A 15,799-nucleotide genomic window follows, 5' to 3' on the forward strand; every position below is an offset into this window, starting at 1 on the left:
GTTGATGCAAGCAGGGTTTGCGCGGTTGCGACGGTTTTGCGCGATAGGCTTGAGCACATTTGCGGTGCTGGGAGCGCCGTTGTCGGTAGCGGCCGAGCCGTTGAAGGTGGTTGCCAGCTTTTCTATCCTGGGTGATATGGTCAAGGTGATCGGTGGTGAGAACGTCCAGGTCACGACGCTCATTGGCCCTAATGTCGATGCGCATTCGCACGAGCCTACGGCATCCGATAGTCGGGTGCTGGCCGATGCCAATGTGGTGGTCATGAACGGTTTAGGTTTTGAGGCCTGGATGCCTCGGCTCATGCGGGCGTCTGGGTTCAAGGGGCATGAAATTGTTGCATCGACAGGCGTCACCCCGCGTCAACTGGACCATGACCATGACCACGACCATGGGCACTCACACGGGCACGACGACAAGGCCGATGGTGCTGCTTCTGTCGATCCACATGCCTGGCAAGACCTCCGAAACGGCGTAAAGTACGCTCGCAACATCGCCAACGGCCTGTCGCGGGTCGATCCGGTTAATCGGGCGGGTTATCAGGCGCGCGCCGATATTTATGTGGCCGAAATGGAAAAACTTCATCATGAAATCCGGCAGTCGCTGGCGGCCATACCCCCAGAGCGGCGCAAGGTCGTTACGCCGCACGATGCCTTCGGTTACTTCGGGCAGGCATATGACATTACTTTTGTCCCCGTTGCCGGTCTGGCGTCGGACGCCGAACCTTCTGCACGCGATATTGCGCGTTTGATTCGCGAAATCAAGAAAACCAAAAGTGCGGCACTGTTTACCGAAAAAGCGCTGTCGTCGCGTGTGATCAACCAGATTGCGCGCGAAACCGGGGCCAAAGTGGGCGGAACGCTTTACGCAGATACTCTGGACGTAACGGATCGCCCCGCCGGAACGTATTTGGGAATGTTCAAGTGGAACGCGGGTCAGTTGATTTTTTCGCTGAAGCCGTAGTGTCGGTCGCCGGCGTGTGGGTTGCGGTATCGCGCCGGCGGTTTGCTCGTGGGTGAGCCTGGTCGTACACCTTGGCCAGATGCTGGAAGTCCAGGCGCGTATAAATTTGTGTGGTGGCAATATTGGCGTGCCCCAGCAGTTCTTGCACGGCGCGTAAATCTTGCGCCGATTGCAACAAATGGCTGGCAAAGCTGTGCCTTAAACTGTGCGGGTGCACATTAATGGGCAGCCCGGTTTGCTGAGCCAGTTTGTTCAGTTGAAGCTGCACCACACGACCCGAAATCCTTTTCCCGCGTTCACCCAAAAATAAGGCAGCGTTATCGCCCGGCGTTAGTCCGGTTTGGGGTTTGATCATGTCTGCGCGCAAGGCCAGCCAGCGTTCAAGGGCTGCGATGGCCTGCCGGCCCAATGGCGCATGCCGTGTTTTGCCGCCTTTACCAGTTACCACGACCTCGGCGTCGTCAAGCTGTAACCAACTGCCCGACGTGTACTGCGCCGAGTGTACATAGTGCGTGTCCAGACTGGTCAGTTCCGACAAACGCAAACCTGCTGAATACAGGACCTCAAACATGGCTTGGTCGCGGCATTCGATGGGTGTATGCGGTGCGGGCAGGTTGGGTCTATCGAGCAACACCTGTGTTTGTTCGACAGAAAGCGCCTTGGGCAACGAACGCGGGATTTTGGGCGCGCGGATGTCTGCGGCCGGATTATGGGCCAGACCAATTTGCGGAGCCCACCATTGGTAGAACCCCCGCCAGGCCGCCAGAGCCCGGGCCAGACTGCGAGGCTTATGCCCTTCGCTGTGCAGCCGCGCAACCGCCTGCCGCAGTTCGCCGTTCGAAAGCTGATTGAGCGGCGTGTCGGGGTATAGATTTTGTAGTAACAACAGGTCTTGCCGGTAACCGCTGATGGTGTGGGCCGAGTAACGCCTTTCAGACGTCAGGTACTGCAGCCAACGGTTAACCGGTTCGACCGAGTTCATTCGTGCGGGTCAAGCAGGCGAGTCAGGGCAGAGGCCGATAGCTCGCCGATAATTTCCAGGAAGGCTGTGCCCATGTCGGGTTCGAAACGATCGGCTTCGGCGGACCCGATAACCAGCAGCCCCAGCAGTTTGCCTGACGCGGGGGCGCGTAAGGGGACAACCGCCATTGATTGTGCATTGTCACTCAGCCAGGCTGACACGGCATGACCTTCGGTCGGCCCGCAGTAAGGGTTGGGAAGGGCCTGCGCCCATAGCCTGATGTCATCTGATACGTCTTGCGTAAAGCGCTCGGCCACGCGGGGGCTGCTTTCCAAAAGCCGTAGTGTGGTGTCGGGCAGTTCGAACAGATTGGCTAGGCTGTCAATGATGTGAGCCGGTATTTTTTCGGCATCAGGCTCGGCCAGCATGCGCGCGCACCATGCGGTCAGGGTACGGCTGATTTTTTCATTCCCTGACGCGTTATTGATGAGCCCCGATAGTTTCCATTCGAGGTCTTTGGCTTTGGCCCGAAGCGTGAGAATTTGGCGTTCACCCAGCGAGATGGCGCGTGTTTCGTGAGGGTGAGGTACCCGCAGGTCAGCAAAAACGTCTGCGTGCTCATGAAAAAAACCGGGGTTTTCGCGCAAAAACAGGGCGACCTCGTCGGCGCTCAGGTGGGTTGTTGTCATGGCGTGGCAGCATCCTTTTGTAAATAATTTTGCGTAAGCTTATCAATGTCGACCTGGCCCGTAAATACGGTGGTGGCGGGCCCTGTCATTTGCAAGCGATCGCCGTCCCAGGCAATGGTTAGCAGCCCGCCCCGGGTGTGTACAGCCACGGGGCTGTCGAGCAGCCCGCGACGAATGCCGGCAACCGCAGCGGCGCAGGCGCCTGTGCCACAGGCCAGTGTTTCGCCGGCCCCGCGTTCGTAGACGCGCAGTTTGATGGTGTGCCGGTCGACGATTTGCATGAATCCGGCGTTGATGCGCTGGGTAAACCGTGGGTGCGATTCGATGATGGGGCCCACCGTGGCGACTGGCGCGGTATCGACATTGTCGACTACTTGAACCGCATGCGGGTTGGAAATGGCGACCAGTGAAATATCGACGCTGTCGCCGTCGGGCAGCGGCAGTGTCCAAAGGGTGTCGTGGTGCAGCGGGGCATTGACCAGCCCACGCGTCATGAAGTGGACATCTGCAGGCTGAAAGCGAGTTTGCCCCATGTCGACGGTGACTTCCCCAGTTTCCGATTCATTCAGGGTGATGAGGCCGGTGCATATTTCTGCGCGCAACGGGTTCCGGCGCGACAGGCCTTGTTCGTGAACAAAACGTACAAAGCAGCGAGCGCCATTGCCGCAATGCTCGACTTCACTGCCGTCTGCATTAAAGACCCGGTATTTGAAATCGGCCTCGGGGTGGCTCGGGTTCTCGACCAGCAACAGCTGGTCTGCCCCGATGCCGAAATGACGGTCGGCCAGGGCGCGGGCGCGCTCTGGGGTCATTTCGATAGACTGGCTGACGCCGTCGAGAACGACAAAGTCGTTACCGGCGCCATGCATTTTGGTGAAATTCCAGATCATGACGAATACGCCTAATAAGGTTTGGGCTCGCCGGGTGGTCGTGTTTTAAACCGGCGGTGAACCCAATAGTACTGGGCGGGGTCTTTGCGGATCCAGCCCTCAAGCAGGGTGTTGATACGTGCGGTGTCGGCTTCGGGTCCGTCGTTGCCGGGGAAGTCGGGGATCGGCGGCATCAGCTCGACATGATAGATGCCAGTATTTTCGTCAAGACGGCTGACGATAGGCAGCACCTTAGCGTTCCAGACGCGCGCAATTTGAGCCGTACTGAGCAGCGTGGCGGCCTGCACACCAAAAAAAGGCACAAATGCCGCACCTTCAATGCCGAAGTCCATATCGGGAAGGTAGTACACGGGGATGCCTTGGCGCAACAGGCGGATCAGCCCGCGTACACCGTCGTGCCGACTGATCAGAAACGATTCGTTGAACCGCGATCGGCCTTCTCGCATTAGATCGTCGATGTCGGTATCGCTGGACGGCGTATAAAACGTAGCTGTTTTGGGCGAGTCCATCGTGACGCGGGTTCCTGCGGCATCCAGACCGACAAAGTGCGGTGCCAGAATAATGACTTTTTCGCCGGCTTGGACATGTTGCTCAAGGTGCTCGTAACCCGACAGCTGAACGGTGTGTCGTACGCGATCGGGGTTGCCAAACCAGATCAGACCGCGGTCGATGATGGACAAGGCCAGCAAGCGGAAGTGCCGCTTTAAAACGGCTTCGCGTTCGTCGTCAGACCATTCGGGAAAGCACAGGCGTAGATTGGTGCGCACGATGTGGGCGCGCGACTTCATGAACCGGGGTGCCAGCCACCCCAGCACGCGCGCCCAGCGCAGGCGGGTTGCCGTCGGGCACTGCCCAAAATAGGTGAACAGGGCGCGCAGTGGACGCGCTTTATTGATTTTCATAAGGTACGAGAGGGGTTAAAGCCCGGTTGACGGCGGCGGTGGTGCGCCCTCGGGGACTTTATATCTTTTGTAACTCCAGAGGTACTGCGTGGGAAACCGACGTATCAGCGCTTCCATGGCTTCGTTGATGAGCAGGGCCTGATCGGCCGGGTCGGCCGGTAGCGGATCGGGCAGTCGTACGTAATGAATACGCCAGCCTTGGCCGTGAGGTAGTCTCTCGCCCGCGGTCAAAATGACCGCGACGCCTGTTTGCGCCGCTAGCTTGCCGGCCAGTGTCATGGTGTATGCCTGCCGACCAAAAAAGGGCGCCCACACGCCATCGCCTTGGGTAGGGACCTGGTCTGGCAGCATGCCTACCGCTTCGCCGCGCTTCAGTGCCCGGACGAATTCGCGCACGCCTTGCATATTTGCAGGCACGGCCTTAAGGCCCGACGTGTTACGCGCAGCATCCATGACCGGCGCTAACACCGGCTTGCGGGGCGGCCTGTACATGACGGTAATGGGCCCATGCTGGGTAAGATAGCGCGCGGTGATTTCGAAGCACCCCAAATGAGGCGTGAGATAAAGAATGCCGCGCCCTTCTGCAAGGGCGCTTTTAACCACCTCATCGTCGTCGGTCACGACTTTCGACAGGCTTTCGGCGTTACGCAGCCATACCTTGGGCAGTTCCATGATCATGGCGCCGGCTTGCGCTGCCGCGGCTCGTGCAAAGGCAGGGCTGTTGTAGCCCGCTTGGCTTGCGTTTGCTTGAAGGCGGTCGCGATACTTGCCCGGCAGGGCATACACTATGCGACCCGCAACCCGACCGATGGCGTGCAACACAGGTAGCGGAACCGAGGCCAGCAAACGGAACAGGAAGAGCAGCATGAGCAGTGTGTGGCGGTAGTCTCAGACCGGCAAATGAAACAAAGAGCTATTTTCGCTTAAAATGAAAAGTATCGCTGAGTTAACCGACAACTTGCGGGGCGATACCAGGGCGGCGGCGCAAGCCTTTGTCCTGAATTAAATAATCCGCTAAAGCGTCGCGCCCTGATCGCAGCTTCACAGCCCGGCATCCGAGGTGCAACGCAACCCGTTCAACCTCTGTGCCGTAAAAACGGCCAACCTAGAAGGATGTCCACTGTGTCAAGCAACGATTACCTCTTTACTTCAGAATCAGTTTCCGAAGGTCACCCCGACAAGGTCGCCGACCAGATTTCCGACGCGATTCTCGACGCCATTTTCGAACAAGACCCCTACGCGCGTGTTGCCGCAGAAACCCTGTGCAATACCGGTTTGGTTGTTCTGGCCGGCGAAATCACCACAACCGCCAACGTTGATTACATCCAGGTCGCTCGCGACACTATCAAGCGCATCGGCTACGACAACACCGACTATGGTATCGACTACAAAGGTTGTGCCGTACTGGTTGCCTACGACAAGCAGTCGCCCGACATTGCCAAAGGCGTTGACCGTAACCCCGAGGCCAATATGGACCAGGGTGCCGGTGACCAGGGCCTGATGTTTGGGTATGCTTGCGACGAAACCCCCGACCTGATGCCAGCCCCTATTTGGTACGCACACCGCCTGGTGCAACGCCAAAGCGAGTTGCGCAAAGACGGCCGTTTGCCCTGGCTGCGCCCCGACGCCAAATCGCAAGTCACCTTCCGCTACGTTAACGGCAAGCCCGTCGAGGTCGACACCGTCGTGCTGTCTACCCAGCATCACCCCGAAATTTCACAGGCCGATATCCGTGAAGCCGTTATCGAGCAGATCATCAAGCCTTGCTTCCCCGAAGGTCTGCTTACTGACAAAACCCGCTTCATGATCAACCCCACCGGTATTTTTGTTATTGGCGGGCCACAGGGCGACTGCGGTCTGACCGGTCGCAAAATCATTGTCGATACCTACGGTGGCGCATGCCCCCACGGCGGTGGTGCATTCTCGGGTAAAGACCCTTCAAAAGTCGACCGCTCTGCCGCTTATGCAGCGCGCTACGTCGCCAAGAACATTGTTGCCGCCGGCCTGGCGCGTCAGTGCCAGGTACAAATCAGCTACGCCATTGGTGTGGCCGAACCCATCAACATTACCGTCAACACTAACGGTACAGGTGTTGTCGGCGACGACAAAATTGCGTTGTTGGTTCGTGAACACTTCGACCTGCGCCCACGCGGCATCATCAATATGCTGAATCTGTTGCGTCCCATCTACGGTAAAACCGCAGCTTATGGTCACTTTGGTCGTGCCGAGCCCGAGTTCACCTGGGAAGCCACCGATAAAGCCGACCTGCTCAGAAAAGGTCTGTAATGTCTTCGTCCAGCCGCGACCACGACGACAGTCACAGTCTGTCTCCCACCGATTCGCCGTGTGTCGCCGTATGCTCTACCTTGTACGACGACATTTGTCGCGGCTGCGGACGAACGGCCATGGAAGTGGCCAACTGGGTTTTTTTGTCTGAAGACGAAAAGCGCGTTGTCTGGGCGCGCATCAAAAGCCAGGGTTATCCGCGCCGTCAGGGCTAGATAACGCTGGCAATTACGCTACAATGACACCACCCTGAGGGGCGCTGCGACGGGATACTCCCCGCTAGGCTCAGGGTCGTTTCTTTTGTTCAACGGCGCTCATCATCACCTGCTGGCCGGGTGGGGTGGGCAAAATCGTTGCTCCGCACCGGTCTCGGCAGGTTTAAGGAATTCTTCCATGAACACTGTTGCTGACACCAATTTCAAAGATTACATCGTTGCCGATATCGGGCTGGCTGGCTGGGGCCGTCGTGAGCTCGCCATTGCCGAAACCGAAATGCCCGGCTTGATGGCTACGCGCGAAGAATACGCTGCCGCGCAACCGCTTAAAGGCGCCCGTATCGCTGGCAGCCTGCACATGACCATCCAAACGGGTGTGCTTATCGAAACCCTGGTTGCCCTGGGTGCCGAAGTGCGCTGGGCATCGTGCAATATTTTCTCTACGCAAGATCACGCCGCTGCAGCTATTGCCGCAGCAGGCATTCCTGTGTTCGCCGTCAAGGGCGAAACCCTTGAAGAATACTGGCAGTACACCCACAAGCTGTTCGAGTGGCCCAATGGCCAGCAAGCCAACATGATTCTCGACGACGGTGGTGACGCCACGCTCATGCTGCATTTGGGTACCAAGGCCGAAAAAGATATTTCCGTTCTGGCTAACCCCGGCAGTGAAGAAGAGCGAGTGCTGTTCGCCGCCATCAAGGCGCGTCTGGCTACTGACCCCACCTGGTACTCGGTGCGTCTGGCGCAAATCAAAGGGGTTACCGAAGAAACCACGACGGGCGTGAACCGTTTATATCAAATGGCCAAAAAAGGCGAACTGGCGTTCCCCGCCATCAACGTCAATGACTCGGTCACCAAGTCCAAATTCGACAACCTTTATGGTTGCCGCGAATCGCTGGTCGACGGCATCAAGCGCGCGACCGACGTCATGGTCGCCGGCAAAATCGCTGTTGTTGTGGGCTTTGGCGACGTCGGTAAGGGTTGTGCCCAGGCGCTGGCCGCGCTGCGTGCCCAGGTTTGGGTTACCGAAATCGACCCTATCTGCGCCCTGCAGGCTTCAATGGAAGGCTACAAAGTGGTCACCATGGAAGAAGCCGCCGATAAAGCCGACATTTTCGTGACGGCCACCGGTAATTATCACGTCATTACGCGTGATCATATGGAACGCATGAAAGACCAGGCCATCGTTTGCAATATCGGTCACTTCGATAACGAAATCGACGTTGCTGCTATCGAAGACCTCGAATGGGAAGAGATCAAGCCCCAGGTCGATCATGTGATCTTCCCCGACGGCAAGCGCATTATTTTGTTGGCACAAGGCCGCTTGGTAAACCTGGGTTGCGCGACAGGCCACCCATCGTTCGTGATGTCGGCTTCGTTCACCAATCAAACCATCGCCCAAATCGAACTGTTTACCCGGGGTGACGCCTACAAAAAGGGCGAGGTTTATGTCTTGCCCAAGCACCTCGACGAAAAAGTCGCGCGTTTGCACCTTAAAAAGCTGGGCGTAAATCTCACCACGCTGTCCGAGCATCAGGCAGCTTACATTAACGTTTCGGTCGACGGCCCTTACAAGCCCGATCACTACCGTTATTAAACCTTGAACTTCAACGGAGGCTGACCATGGAAATTTTGCTGATATGGATTCTCAATGCAGTGGCACTGCTGGTCGTGGCGTATGTTCTGCCTGGTATCACGGTGGCATCGTTTGGATCGGCCCTTGTGGCCGCGCTGGTTCTAGGCTTGCTCAATACCCTGGTCAAGCCTCTGTTGGTTCTGTTGACACTGCCCATCACTATCGTGACCCTGGGGCTGTTTTTGCTGGTACTTAATGCGCTGGTGTTCTGGTTTGCCGGCTCCATTCTCAAAGGCTTCCAGGTCAATGGCTTTTGGTGGGCTTTGTTGGGTGCATTTGTATACAGTATTGTCTCGGGGCTCTTGTCCAGGTTGATTTCACAATGAATGCTTCCAAGGCGCTAAGCCTAGAGTTCTTTCCTCCGCGCGATGCCGCTGCCCAAGAAAAGCTGTCGGTGGCGGCGCGTCGGCTGTCGGCTTTAAACCCGGCGTACGTCAGCGTAACGTTTGGTGCCGGCGGTTCAACGCGCGAAGGCACTGCCGAGGCCGTTCGTCTGATGCAGGGTTTGGGGTTCGACGCCGCACCGCATTTGTCGTGTGTGGGCTCAACCCGAAGCGTACTGGCCGATATTCTCGATGCCTACCGCAACACTGGCGTACGGCGTGTGGTTGCCCTGCGTGGCGACCCACCTTCGGGCATGGGCATCGATAGCGGCGATTTGCATTATGCCGTCGACCTCGTTCGTTTTATTCGCGAGCACTCTGGCGACTGGTTCCACATCGAGGTAGCTGCTTATCCCGAAGTGCACCCGCAGGCCAAAAGTGCGCAGTCTGACCTTGATCATTTTGTCAGCAAGGTTAATGCGGGTGCCAATGCAGCCATTACGCAGTACTTTTTTAATGCCGATGCTTATTTCGACTTTGTCGACAGGGCGCAGGCCAAAGGGGTTAATGTTCCTATTGTGCCGGGCATCATGCCCATCACCAATCAGGTTCAGTTGTTGCGGTTCTCCGATATGTGCGGGGCCGAGGTTCCGCGCTGGATCCGTCAACGCCTGGCCGACTACCAGGGCGACTTGGCCTCGATCAAGGCCTTCGGTAAAGATGTCATTACGCAGATGTGTCAGCGTTTGCTCGATGGCGGTGCGCCTGGCCTGCACTTTTACACATTGAATACGGCGGAATCCACATTGGCCATTGCAAACGACCTGAAGCTGGGTTGATGCAGTTTGGCTACGTAGTTGCCAGGCTATGCCTAACGCCGGTACGGTTGTACCGGCGTTTTGTATTAGGCGGTTTTGATTACTCGGGTAGTTTTAACGCCCAGCCCTTGTCTGTCAGAATGCCGTCCAGCCTGTAGTCGTGAGGATGAGGCTCGTAGACCACATCGTCCAGTCGGTCGATGTCGCCGCAAGCCCAAGCAATGCCCAGGGCTACAAAGGTATGGCCTTGTGATTTCAGATTCGTCAGGGTGCGGTCGTAGTAGCCTTTGCCGTAACCCACGCGGTCGCCCTTGCGGGTAAAGCCCAGGGTAGGTACTAAAATAACGTCGGGTGGCGGCGCTGGTTCGCCTGTGGGCTCGGCAATGCCAAACGCGCCGGTCTGCATGTCGGTGTCCGGAGTCCATAACCGAAACGTCAGCGGTTGCTCGGGGCCGGTTACGACGGGTAACGATACCGTGATGTCTTCCTCCTCAACCCACTGGTATAACAGCGGCGTCAGGTCGGGCTCTTGAGCCATAGGCCAAAATGCAGCAATATTTTTAGGTGTGGGTTTGCCTGCTTTTTTTAGTGCGTCGCGCGTGGTGGCCAGCCAAGTAAACAGGCGTCCGCGCATCAGCAACGCACCACGTCGCGCCTCGTTTGGGTCCTGGGCTAAACGTAACGCTTTCAGGCGGTCTCGCAGGGCCGGCGTCTTATTCTCTATACTGTTGCTCATGGCGGTTACTTCGTAAGGTTGTTCAAGATGGTGTTCAAGCAGTCCCAACGGTATCAGAAATTGTTTCGTCGTGCCGGTATCGCCCTAGCGGGCTTGGTGGCAGCCGCCAGTGTGGCGTCTGTCCCGGCAAAAGCCCAGTCTTCAGCCCCGGTCGAAGTCATCCGCATTAGCACGCAAACCGATGCCCCGCTGCAAGCGGTCATCGATGCGCGCGACGCCATGCAAAGCAAGCAATGGGGGCGTCTAGAGGCCTTGGCGTCGGTCGCAAGTCAAGAGCCCTTATTGGGTTCTTACGCCGAGTACTGGTTGTTGCGTCGGCAATTACAAGACCCGACATCGCCTGTGCCCACCGAGCGTCTTCAGCGCTTCATGGCCACCAATAAAGATGCTTATCTGGCCGATCGCATCCGGGCCGATTGGGTCGTCGCCGCAGCGCGCACCGGCGACTATCGCCAAGCCTTAGCGTTGGAGCCGGTGGTAGCCAGCAATGCGATGGTCGACTGCGCGGTACTGCTGTCGCGTCATATGACCGGTCAGCCGGTTAACGCGCAAGTGGCCGTCGATACCTTCCGGCCGGTCAGCACGTGCTGGATGATGCTCGATCAACTTGTTGATAGCAACGTGGTCATCTGGAAGCACTTGCAGCCTATGCTGCGCGATACGCTTGAAACCAATAAAACGGGCGATGCGCAACGGTTGGCTGCATTGATGTTTAATGCGGTGCAAATGAAGTCATATGCCGCGCTCATGAAAAACCCCAAGCAGTGGCTGTCTACGCAGTCAACGCCGCGCACACGTGAAGACTTCGAGCTGGTGACCTTGGCTTTGTCGCGCTTGGCGCGCGGCGATCGCGATGCCGAAACGGCTTATATCCAGCAGCGTTGGGCCAATGTCATCTCGAAGGCCGATATGCAATGGGTGTGGGGGCAGTTTGGGTTGGTGTCGGCGCTCAATGTCGAGCCCGAAGCCGTCACTTGGTATCGACAGTCGGGCAATATTCCTAAAAGCGATTACAACCATGCCTGGGAAGTGCGCTCCGAGCTTCGGCAGGTGCCTATCGACTGGAAGCAGGTGGGTAACGCGATTCGCAAAATGACAGCGCGCCAGCAGGCCGAGCCGGTATGGGTGTACTGGTATGCGCGTTCTTTGGCAGCTGTAGGAAATGAGCAGGCAGCAACCAAGTTATATCAGTCTATTCTGGGCGATTACGGGTTTTATGGGCAGTTGGCCCACGAAGAGCTGGGTATGCCTATAGCCATGCCGCCAAAGCCGGCTCCGGTAACGCCCGACGAACTCGCTCAGGCACAGGCAAACCCTGGGTTGCAAAGGGCCATCAAACTTTTCGATCTGGGGTGGCGGGCCGAGGCTGTGCCCGAATGGAATTTCACCCTTCGGGGCATGACCGATCGCCAGTTGCTGGCCGCGGCCGAACTGGCACGCGAAGAGCAGATCTTTGACCGGGTCGTCAATACGTCGCTGCAAACCACTGAACTGGCCGACTTTTCGCAACGCTTTGTCGCGCCATTCGAGGGGCGCGTCAGCCAGAAAGCGCGCGAAATCAATCTTGATCCTGCCTGGGTCTATGGTCTTATCCGTCAAGAGTCCCGGTTTATCACCGATGCCCGGTCGCGGGTGGGCGCGTCGGGTCTGATGCAGCTGATGCCGGCAACAGCGCGCTGGGTGGCTAAAAAAATCGGCATGACCGACTTTAAGCCGTCGTCGGTCAATGATTTCGAAGTGAATACGATTCTGGGCACGCAATACTTGCGCATGGTGCTCGAAGATCTGGGCGGTTCCCAGGTGCTCGCAACTGCAGGGTATAACGCGGGGCCGGGTCGTTCCATTCAGTGGCGCGCCAAGTTGCGTGGGCCGGTCGAAGGGGCGATATTTGCCGAGACTATCCCGTTCACCGAGACGCGGCTCTATGTCAAAAACGTGTTGTCCAATGCCGTGTACTACGACATGCTCTTTAGCGGGAAGTCGCAATCGCTCAAGGCGCGCTTAGGTACCATTAGCCCGAAGCCGCGCCGGGGTACAGGCCTGCCGTAATGACCAGGTTTTTACCGCTGCCGGTCGCTGAGCCCGATCCGGTTACCGACGGGTTGCAGGTATACATTGTCGGGGGCGCTGTACGCGACGCTTTGTTGGGGTTGCCGGCCGGAGACCGCGACTGGGTGGTTGTCGGCGCGACTCCCGAAGCCATGTCGGCGCGCGGGTTTGTGCCGGTCGGTGGCGACTTCCCTGTCTTCTTGCACCCGGTTACCAAAGAAGAGTATGCGCTTGCGCGTACTGAACGAAAGTCGGGGCGGGGGTATCAGGGGTTCACGTTTTATACCGGCGCCGATGTCTCTTTGGCCGACGATCTGCGTCGGCGCGATCTCACCGTTAACGCGATTGCCCAAACGCCACAAGGCCAATTGGTCGATCCGCTCAATGGTCTGGCCGATATCCAGGCTCGCGTCCTGCGCCATGTCGGCGACGCGTTTGTCGAAGACCCCGTCCGGTTGTTGCGGCTGGCGCGTTTTGCGGCGCGTTTCGCCGACTTTTCCATAGCGCCCGAAACTCTGGCGCTGGCGCAGCGTCTGGTGGCCGAGGGGGAGGTCGACGCTCTTGTTCCAGAGCGGGTATGGCGTGAGATGGCTAAAGGGCTGATGAGCGTGCACCCGGAACGAATGTTCGAGGTGCTGCGCAACACCGGTGCGTTGCAGCGCGTCATGCCAGGCTTTGTCTTCGATGTGCGACTAGCCGACAGGCTTGAGTGTGCTTCTGCGAGTCGGTTGTCCTTGGCGGGGCGATTTGCACTTGCCGTGCTTCATAGCCCTTCGCCCGAGACGCTGGCCCGACACTTGCGTGCACCCGTCGAGGTGGTGGATTACAGCCGCTTGTTGCCGTGTGTCGTTGCGTGGCAGTGCGGTACTGCCCTTGGCGAGGCGGGTATGCCAGCAAAGGCCGGCAAGGCGTCGCCTGAAAGCGTTCTGACCCTTATCGAGCAGGCCGACGGCTTGCGCAAACCCGATCGCTTTCAAGCGTTGCTGCAGGCGGCGGCGTGTACCTGCCAAGAGGAGCAGTCGACGATGTCAATGGCTCAATGGTTGACGTGCCTGGCTAAGGTGCACGACGTTGATGCCGGTGCAGTGGCACGATCTTGCGCGGGCCGGCCTGCGCAAATTAAAGCCGCGGTGCGGGAAGCGCGTTTGGCGGCCCTTGAAGGTCTGGTGTCTTAGCCAGTGATGACGACTTCGATGTGGTGGTAATGCCAGTCAGTCAGAGCCGGTCGCGGCGGTCGCCTTGCATAAAGCCAAGCAGCGGGCCGTCGATGTCTTTACCAATTGCCAGCACCTTGAATAATTCGCCCATCTCGGCTTCTGACAACAGTTTTTGTACAGGCCCTATTTGGCGGGCATGCGCCACCGGGTCGGCTGGGTCGATGTCGGCAATAAGCGCTGGCAGCCCGGCGTTGATCAGGAAGCGCGCCTGAGACGTATAGCCCAGGACGTCGAGCCCGCCCTCCAGCGCTGCGTCGGCCATGGCGGTAAAGTCGACGTGGGCGGTGATGTCTTGCAGGCCAGGGTATAAAAACGGGTTGGCATGTGCCTGGTGCCGGTAATGGCACATCAGCGTGCCTTCAGCGCGTTGCGGGTGGTAATACTCGTGACGAGGAAAACCGTAGTCAATAAGCAGTGCGGCCCCTTTGTGCAGCCAATCACCCATGCCCGCTACCCACGCCTCGGCCTGCAGGTTGACCTCGGAGCGGTAGCCCGGTAACGCCGGCATGCGGCTGCCTACCAGCTTTTGCAGACGAGGTGATGCCGCGCGCACGGCCCATTCGAAGTCGTCGTTATATGTAACGCCCATTTCCTGCAGTTTCCCGCTCTCATCCCATTGGAAGAGGGTTACTGGCATAGCGTCCATGACTTCGTTGGCAATAACGCAACCTTCGAAGGCCTCGGGAAGCTGGTCGAGCCAAACCACGTTGGCGTCAGTGTCGGCAAGACGCGCTTGCTGCCGTGATTTCAGGTCGGCCGAGACCTCGATAATGGTGTACGAGGGTTGTATGCCCAACTGTTGCAAGGCCGGAATAATTGACGCAGCCAGTGCACCAGAGCCTGCGCCGAATTCGAGCACTTGGTTTGTTTTTGTTTGCTGCAACACCTGGGCGATTTGCCGCGCAAGGGTCTGGCCGAAAAACGGTGAGAGTTCGGGCGCCGTAGTGAAGTCGCCCACTGGCAGATTGCTGCCAAATTTTTCTGTACCGGCGACGTAATAGCCCAGCCCGGGCGCGTAGAGCGCCGATTGCATCCACTGATCGAATGGCAAAAACCCATTAGATGCCGCTTTGATTTGCGCTTCGAGAAGCCGGTGCAGGGCGGCGCTGTGCTGCGCGGCGGCGGGGTCTGGTTCGGGAAGCGAAGACGACATGGGGGATTTGGATGTTGGTGTCTGTGTTGACGGCGATGGTGAGCGTGCTGCAGCTGCCGTAGCGGGTGCGGTAGTGCCCGGGGGCTGCGCTTGTTGCTTTAACAGGTGCAGCGAGTACAGCATAGAGACCATAAAACCCGCAAGCAGGCCGACTGCCGCCGCGACAACAAAGTTGTCGAAGATGAACCAAAGAATGATTGCCAGCAGCAGCGACAGGAAAACGGGTTTAGTGGCCAGTTGCTTCATAGCGCCCGATTTTACGCGTAAAAAGTGCGTGTTAAATCGGGCGGTCGATCAGGCCAGCTCTGTGGCGCTTTGCATGGCTTCACGCCCCAGCTTTTGCGCCAAGGCTATTTCTGCGACATGACGGCCCTGGAAGCGGGCGCCTTCAAGCTCAACGGCGCTGGGTTGGCGGCTGCCGTCGCCGTTGGCAATGGTAGACGCCCCATAGGGTGTGCCGCCGTTGACCTGGTCATTGAGGGTTTGACCTTGGAATGAGTAGGGCAGGCCAACTACTGCCATGCCGTGATGCAAAAGCACGGTATGGAAGGACAGCAGTGTGGCTTCTTGGCCGCCATGTTGAGTGGCGGTCGATGTGAACACGCTGCCAACCTTTCCGATCAGCTTGCCTTGTGCCCACAGGCCGCCGGTCTGATCCAGGAAGTTTTTCATCTGCGAGGACATCATGCCGAAACGGGTCGGCGTGCCGAAAATAATGGCGTCATAGTCCGCTAGTTCGGCCGGCGAGGCTACGGGCGCGGCCTGGTCCACTTTAAAGTGGTTGTTGCGCGCCACGTCTTCGGGTACCAACTCGGGTACGCGTTTGACGTCGACCTGAGTGCCGGCAACCGTGCGTGCGCCTTCGGCAACGGCGTTTGCCAGGGTTTCAATATGGCCATAGGCCGAGTAGTACAGCACCAATACTTTAGACATGTGAAATTTCCTTATAAAGAAACTGGGGTT

At 58.0% G+C, this 15,799-nt stretch carries 16 protein-coding genes and 1 riboswitch; of the genes, 8 read left to right on the forward strand and 8 right to left on the reverse strand.

What is annotated here, in order from left to right:
• Positions 1 to 4: 4 nt before the first annotated feature.
• Positions 5 to 961, forward strand: coding sequence for a metal ABC transporter solute-binding protein, Zn/Mn family (locus CHR62_RS06185; protein WP_233574896.1), 957 nt, complete (start codon positions 5 to 7; stop codon positions 959 to 961).
• Here CHR62_RS06185 and xerC read toward each other — a convergent pair.
• Genes xerC through CHR62_RS06210 form a run of 5 tightly spaced genes read right to left on the reverse strand, consistent with a single transcriptional unit; the run spans position 918 to position 5,270 of the window.
• Positions 918 to 1,943: a tyrosine recombinase XerC gene (gene xerC, locus CHR62_RS06190; RefSeq protein ID WP_093970977.1), complete on the reverse strand. Its 1,026-nt coding sequence runs from the start codon at positions 1,941 to 1,943 to the stop codon at positions 918 to 920. The two genes, CHR62_RS06185 and xerC, sit on opposite strands and share 44 nt — an antisense overlap.
• Positions 1,940 to 2,611, reverse strand: a complete 672-nt coding sequence (locus CHR62_RS06195) for a DUF484 family protein (RefSeq protein WP_093970978.1) — start codon at positions 2,609 to 2,611, stop codon at positions 1,940 to 1,942. Before CHR62_RS06195 ends, xerC begins: the two co-directional genes overlap by 4 nt.
• On the reverse strand, positions 2,608 to 3,501 hold the full coding sequence (gene dapF, locus CHR62_RS06200; protein WP_093970979.1) for a diaminopimelate epimerase: 894 nt from the start codon (positions 3,499 to 3,501) through the stop codon (positions 2,608 to 2,610). Before dapF ends, CHR62_RS06195 begins: the two co-directional genes overlap by 4 nt.
• Before the next feature lie 11 nt (positions 3,502 to 3,512).
• Positions 3,513 to 4,403, reverse strand: coding sequence for a lysophospholipid acyltransferase family protein (locus tag CHR62_RS06205; protein ID WP_123660367.1), 891 nt, complete (start codon positions 4,401 to 4,403; stop codon positions 3,513 to 3,515).
• Between the two features lie 15 nt (positions 4,404 to 4,418).
• On the reverse strand, positions 4,419 to 5,270 hold the full coding sequence (locus CHR62_RS06210; protein WP_123660368.1) for a lysophospholipid acyltransferase family protein: 852 nt from the start codon (positions 5,268 to 5,270) through the stop codon (positions 4,419 to 4,421).
• Positions 5,271 to 5,525: 255 nt separating this feature from the next.
• Here CHR62_RS06210 and metK point away from each other — a divergent pair, with 255 nt between their 5' ends.
• From metK to metF, 5 genes are all read left to right on the forward strand, one after another.
• Positions 5,526 to 6,689: a methionine adenosyltransferase gene (gene metK, locus CHR62_RS06215; protein ID WP_093970982.1), complete on the forward strand. Its 1,164-nt coding sequence runs from the start codon at positions 5,526 to 5,528 to the stop codon at positions 6,687 to 6,689.
• Positions 6,689 to 6,904 carry a DUF1289 domain-containing protein gene (locus tag CHR62_RS06220; protein WP_093970983.1) on the forward strand — a complete coding sequence of 72 codons (216 nt, stop codon included), beginning with the start codon at positions 6,689 to 6,691 and terminating at the stop codon, positions 6,902 to 6,904. The genes metK and CHR62_RS06220 overlap by 1 nt, the downstream gene beginning before the upstream one ends.
• Positions 6,905 to 6,934: 30 nt before the next feature.
• Positions 6,935 to 7,012, forward strand: a riboswitch (S-adenosyl-L-homocysteine riboswitch).
• A gap of 70 nt (positions 7,013 to 7,082) precedes the next feature.
• Positions 7,083 to 8,501 (forward strand): adenosylhomocysteinase, encoded by a 1,419-nt coding sequence (gene ahcY / locus CHR62_RS06225; protein ID WP_093970984.1) that lies wholly within the window; start codon positions 7,083 to 7,085, stop codon positions 8,499 to 8,501.
• 26 nt (positions 8,502 to 8,527) lie between these two features.
• Positions 8,528 to 8,866 (forward strand): phage holin family protein, encoded by a 339-nt coding sequence (locus tag CHR62_RS06230; protein WP_093970985.1) that lies wholly within the window; start codon positions 8,528 to 8,530, stop codon positions 8,864 to 8,866.
• The gene (gene metF, locus CHR62_RS06235; protein WP_093970986.1) at positions 8,863 to 9,702 is read left to right on the forward strand and encodes a methylenetetrahydrofolate reductase [NAD(P)H]; all 840 of its coding nucleotides are present in this window, start codon (positions 8,863 to 8,865) and stop codon (positions 9,700 to 9,702) included. Before CHR62_RS06230 ends, metF begins: the two co-directional genes overlap by 4 nt.
• Positions 9,703 to 9,781: 79 nt before the next feature.
• On the opposite strand, the gene CHR62_RS06240 is transcribed toward metF, so the two are convergent.
• Positions 9,782 to 10,417, reverse strand: coding sequence for a 5-formyltetrahydrofolate cyclo-ligase (locus CHR62_RS06240; RefSeq protein WP_123660369.1), 636 nt, complete (start codon positions 10,415 to 10,417; stop codon positions 9,782 to 9,784).
• 27 nt (positions 10,418 to 10,444) lie between these two features.
• Between CHR62_RS06240 and CHR62_RS06245 the strand changes: the two genes are divergently transcribed.
• Complete coding sequence (locus CHR62_RS06245) at positions 10,445 to 12,466, forward strand: lytic transglycosylase domain-containing protein (RefSeq protein WP_123660370.1); 2,022 nt, start codon at positions 10,445 to 10,447, stop codon at positions 12,464 to 12,466.
• A complete protein-coding gene (locus tag CHR62_RS06250) occupies positions 12,466 to 13,641 on the forward strand; it encodes a hypothetical protein (protein WP_123660371.1) in 1,176 nt (391 codons plus the stop codon). The genes CHR62_RS06245 and CHR62_RS06250 overlap by 1 nt, the downstream gene beginning before the upstream one ends.
• A gap of 40 nt (positions 13,642 to 13,681) precedes the next feature.
• On the opposite strand, the gene CHR62_RS06255 is transcribed toward CHR62_RS06250, so the two are convergent.
• The gene (locus CHR62_RS06255; RefSeq protein ID WP_370318042.1) at positions 13,682 to 14,959 is read right to left on the reverse strand and encodes a class I SAM-dependent methyltransferase; all 1,278 of its coding nucleotides are present in this window, start codon (positions 14,957 to 14,959) and stop codon (positions 13,682 to 13,684) included.
• 171 nt (positions 14,960 to 15,130) lie between these two features.
• Positions 15,131 to 15,769, reverse strand: coding sequence for an NAD(P)H:quinone oxidoreductase (gene wrbA / locus CHR62_RS06260; protein WP_123660372.1), 639 nt, complete (start codon positions 15,767 to 15,769; stop codon positions 15,131 to 15,133).
• Positions 15,770 to 15,799 lie beyond the last annotated feature (30 nt).

The organism is Pusillimonas sp. NJUB218 (genome assembly GCF_003788685.1).
Classification (GTDB): domain Bacteria; phylum Pseudomonadota; class Gammaproteobacteria; order Burkholderiales; family Burkholderiaceae_B; genus Neopusillimonas.

Excerpts from the sequence above, each read along its gene's own strand:
- CHR62_RS06220 (WP_093970983.1), top strand. The coding sequence starts at position 6,689 with ATGTCTTCGTCCAGCCGCGACCACGACGACAGTCACAGTCTGTCTCCC.
- CHR62_RS06230 (WP_093970985.1), top strand. The coding sequence starts at position 8,528 with ATGGAAATTTTGCTGATATGGATTCTCAATGCAGTGGCACTGCTGGTC.
- CHR62_RS06245 (WP_123660370.1), top strand. The coding sequence starts at position 10,445 with ATGGTGTTCAAGCAGTCCCAACGGTATCAGAAATTGTTTCGTCGTGCC.
- CHR62_RS06210 (WP_123660368.1), bottom strand. The coding sequence starts at position 5,270 with ATGCTGCTCTTCCTGTTCCGTTTGCTGGCCTCGGTTCCGCTACCTGTG.
- CHR62_RS06185 (WP_233574896.1), top strand. The coding sequence starts at position 5 with ATGCAAGCAGGGTTTGCGCGGTTGCGACGGTTTTGCGCGATAGGCTTG.
- wrbA (WP_123660372.1), bottom strand. The coding sequence starts at position 15,769 with ATGTCTAAAGTATTGGTGCTGTACTACTCGGCCTATGGCCATATTGAA.
- CHR62_RS06240 (WP_123660369.1), bottom strand. The coding sequence starts at position 10,417 with ATGAGCAACAGTATAGAGAATAAGACGCCGGCCCTGCGAGACCGCCTG.
- metF (WP_093970986.1), top strand. The coding sequence starts at position 8,863 with ATGAATGCTTCCAAGGCGCTAAGCCTAGAGTTCTTTCCTCCGCGCGAT.
- CHR62_RS06250 (WP_123660371.1), top strand. The coding sequence starts at position 12,466 with ATGACCAGGTTTTTACCGCTGCCGGTCGCTGAGCCCGATCCGGTTACC.
- CHR62_RS06195 (WP_093970978.1), bottom strand. The coding sequence starts at position 2,611 with ATGACAACAACCCACCTGAGCGCCGACGAGGTCGCCCTGTTTTTGCGC.
- dapF (WP_093970979.1), bottom strand. The coding sequence starts at position 3,501 with ATGATCTGGAATTTCACCAAAATGCATGGCGCCGGTAACGACTTTGTC.
- xerC (WP_093970977.1), bottom strand. The coding sequence starts at position 1,943 with ATGAACTCGGTCGAACCGGTTAACCGTTGGCTGCAGTACCTGACGTCT.
- CHR62_RS06255 (WP_370318042.1), bottom strand. The coding sequence starts at position 14,959 with ATGCTGTACTCGCTGCACCTGTTAAAGCAACAAGCGCAGCCCCCGGGC.
- ahcY (WP_093970984.1), top strand. The coding sequence starts at position 7,083 with ATGAACACTGTTGCTGACACCAATTTCAAAGATTACATCGTTGCCGAT.
- CHR62_RS06205 (WP_123660367.1), bottom strand. The coding sequence starts at position 4,403 with ATGAAAATCAATAAAGCGCGTCCACTGCGCGCCCTGTTCACCTATTTT.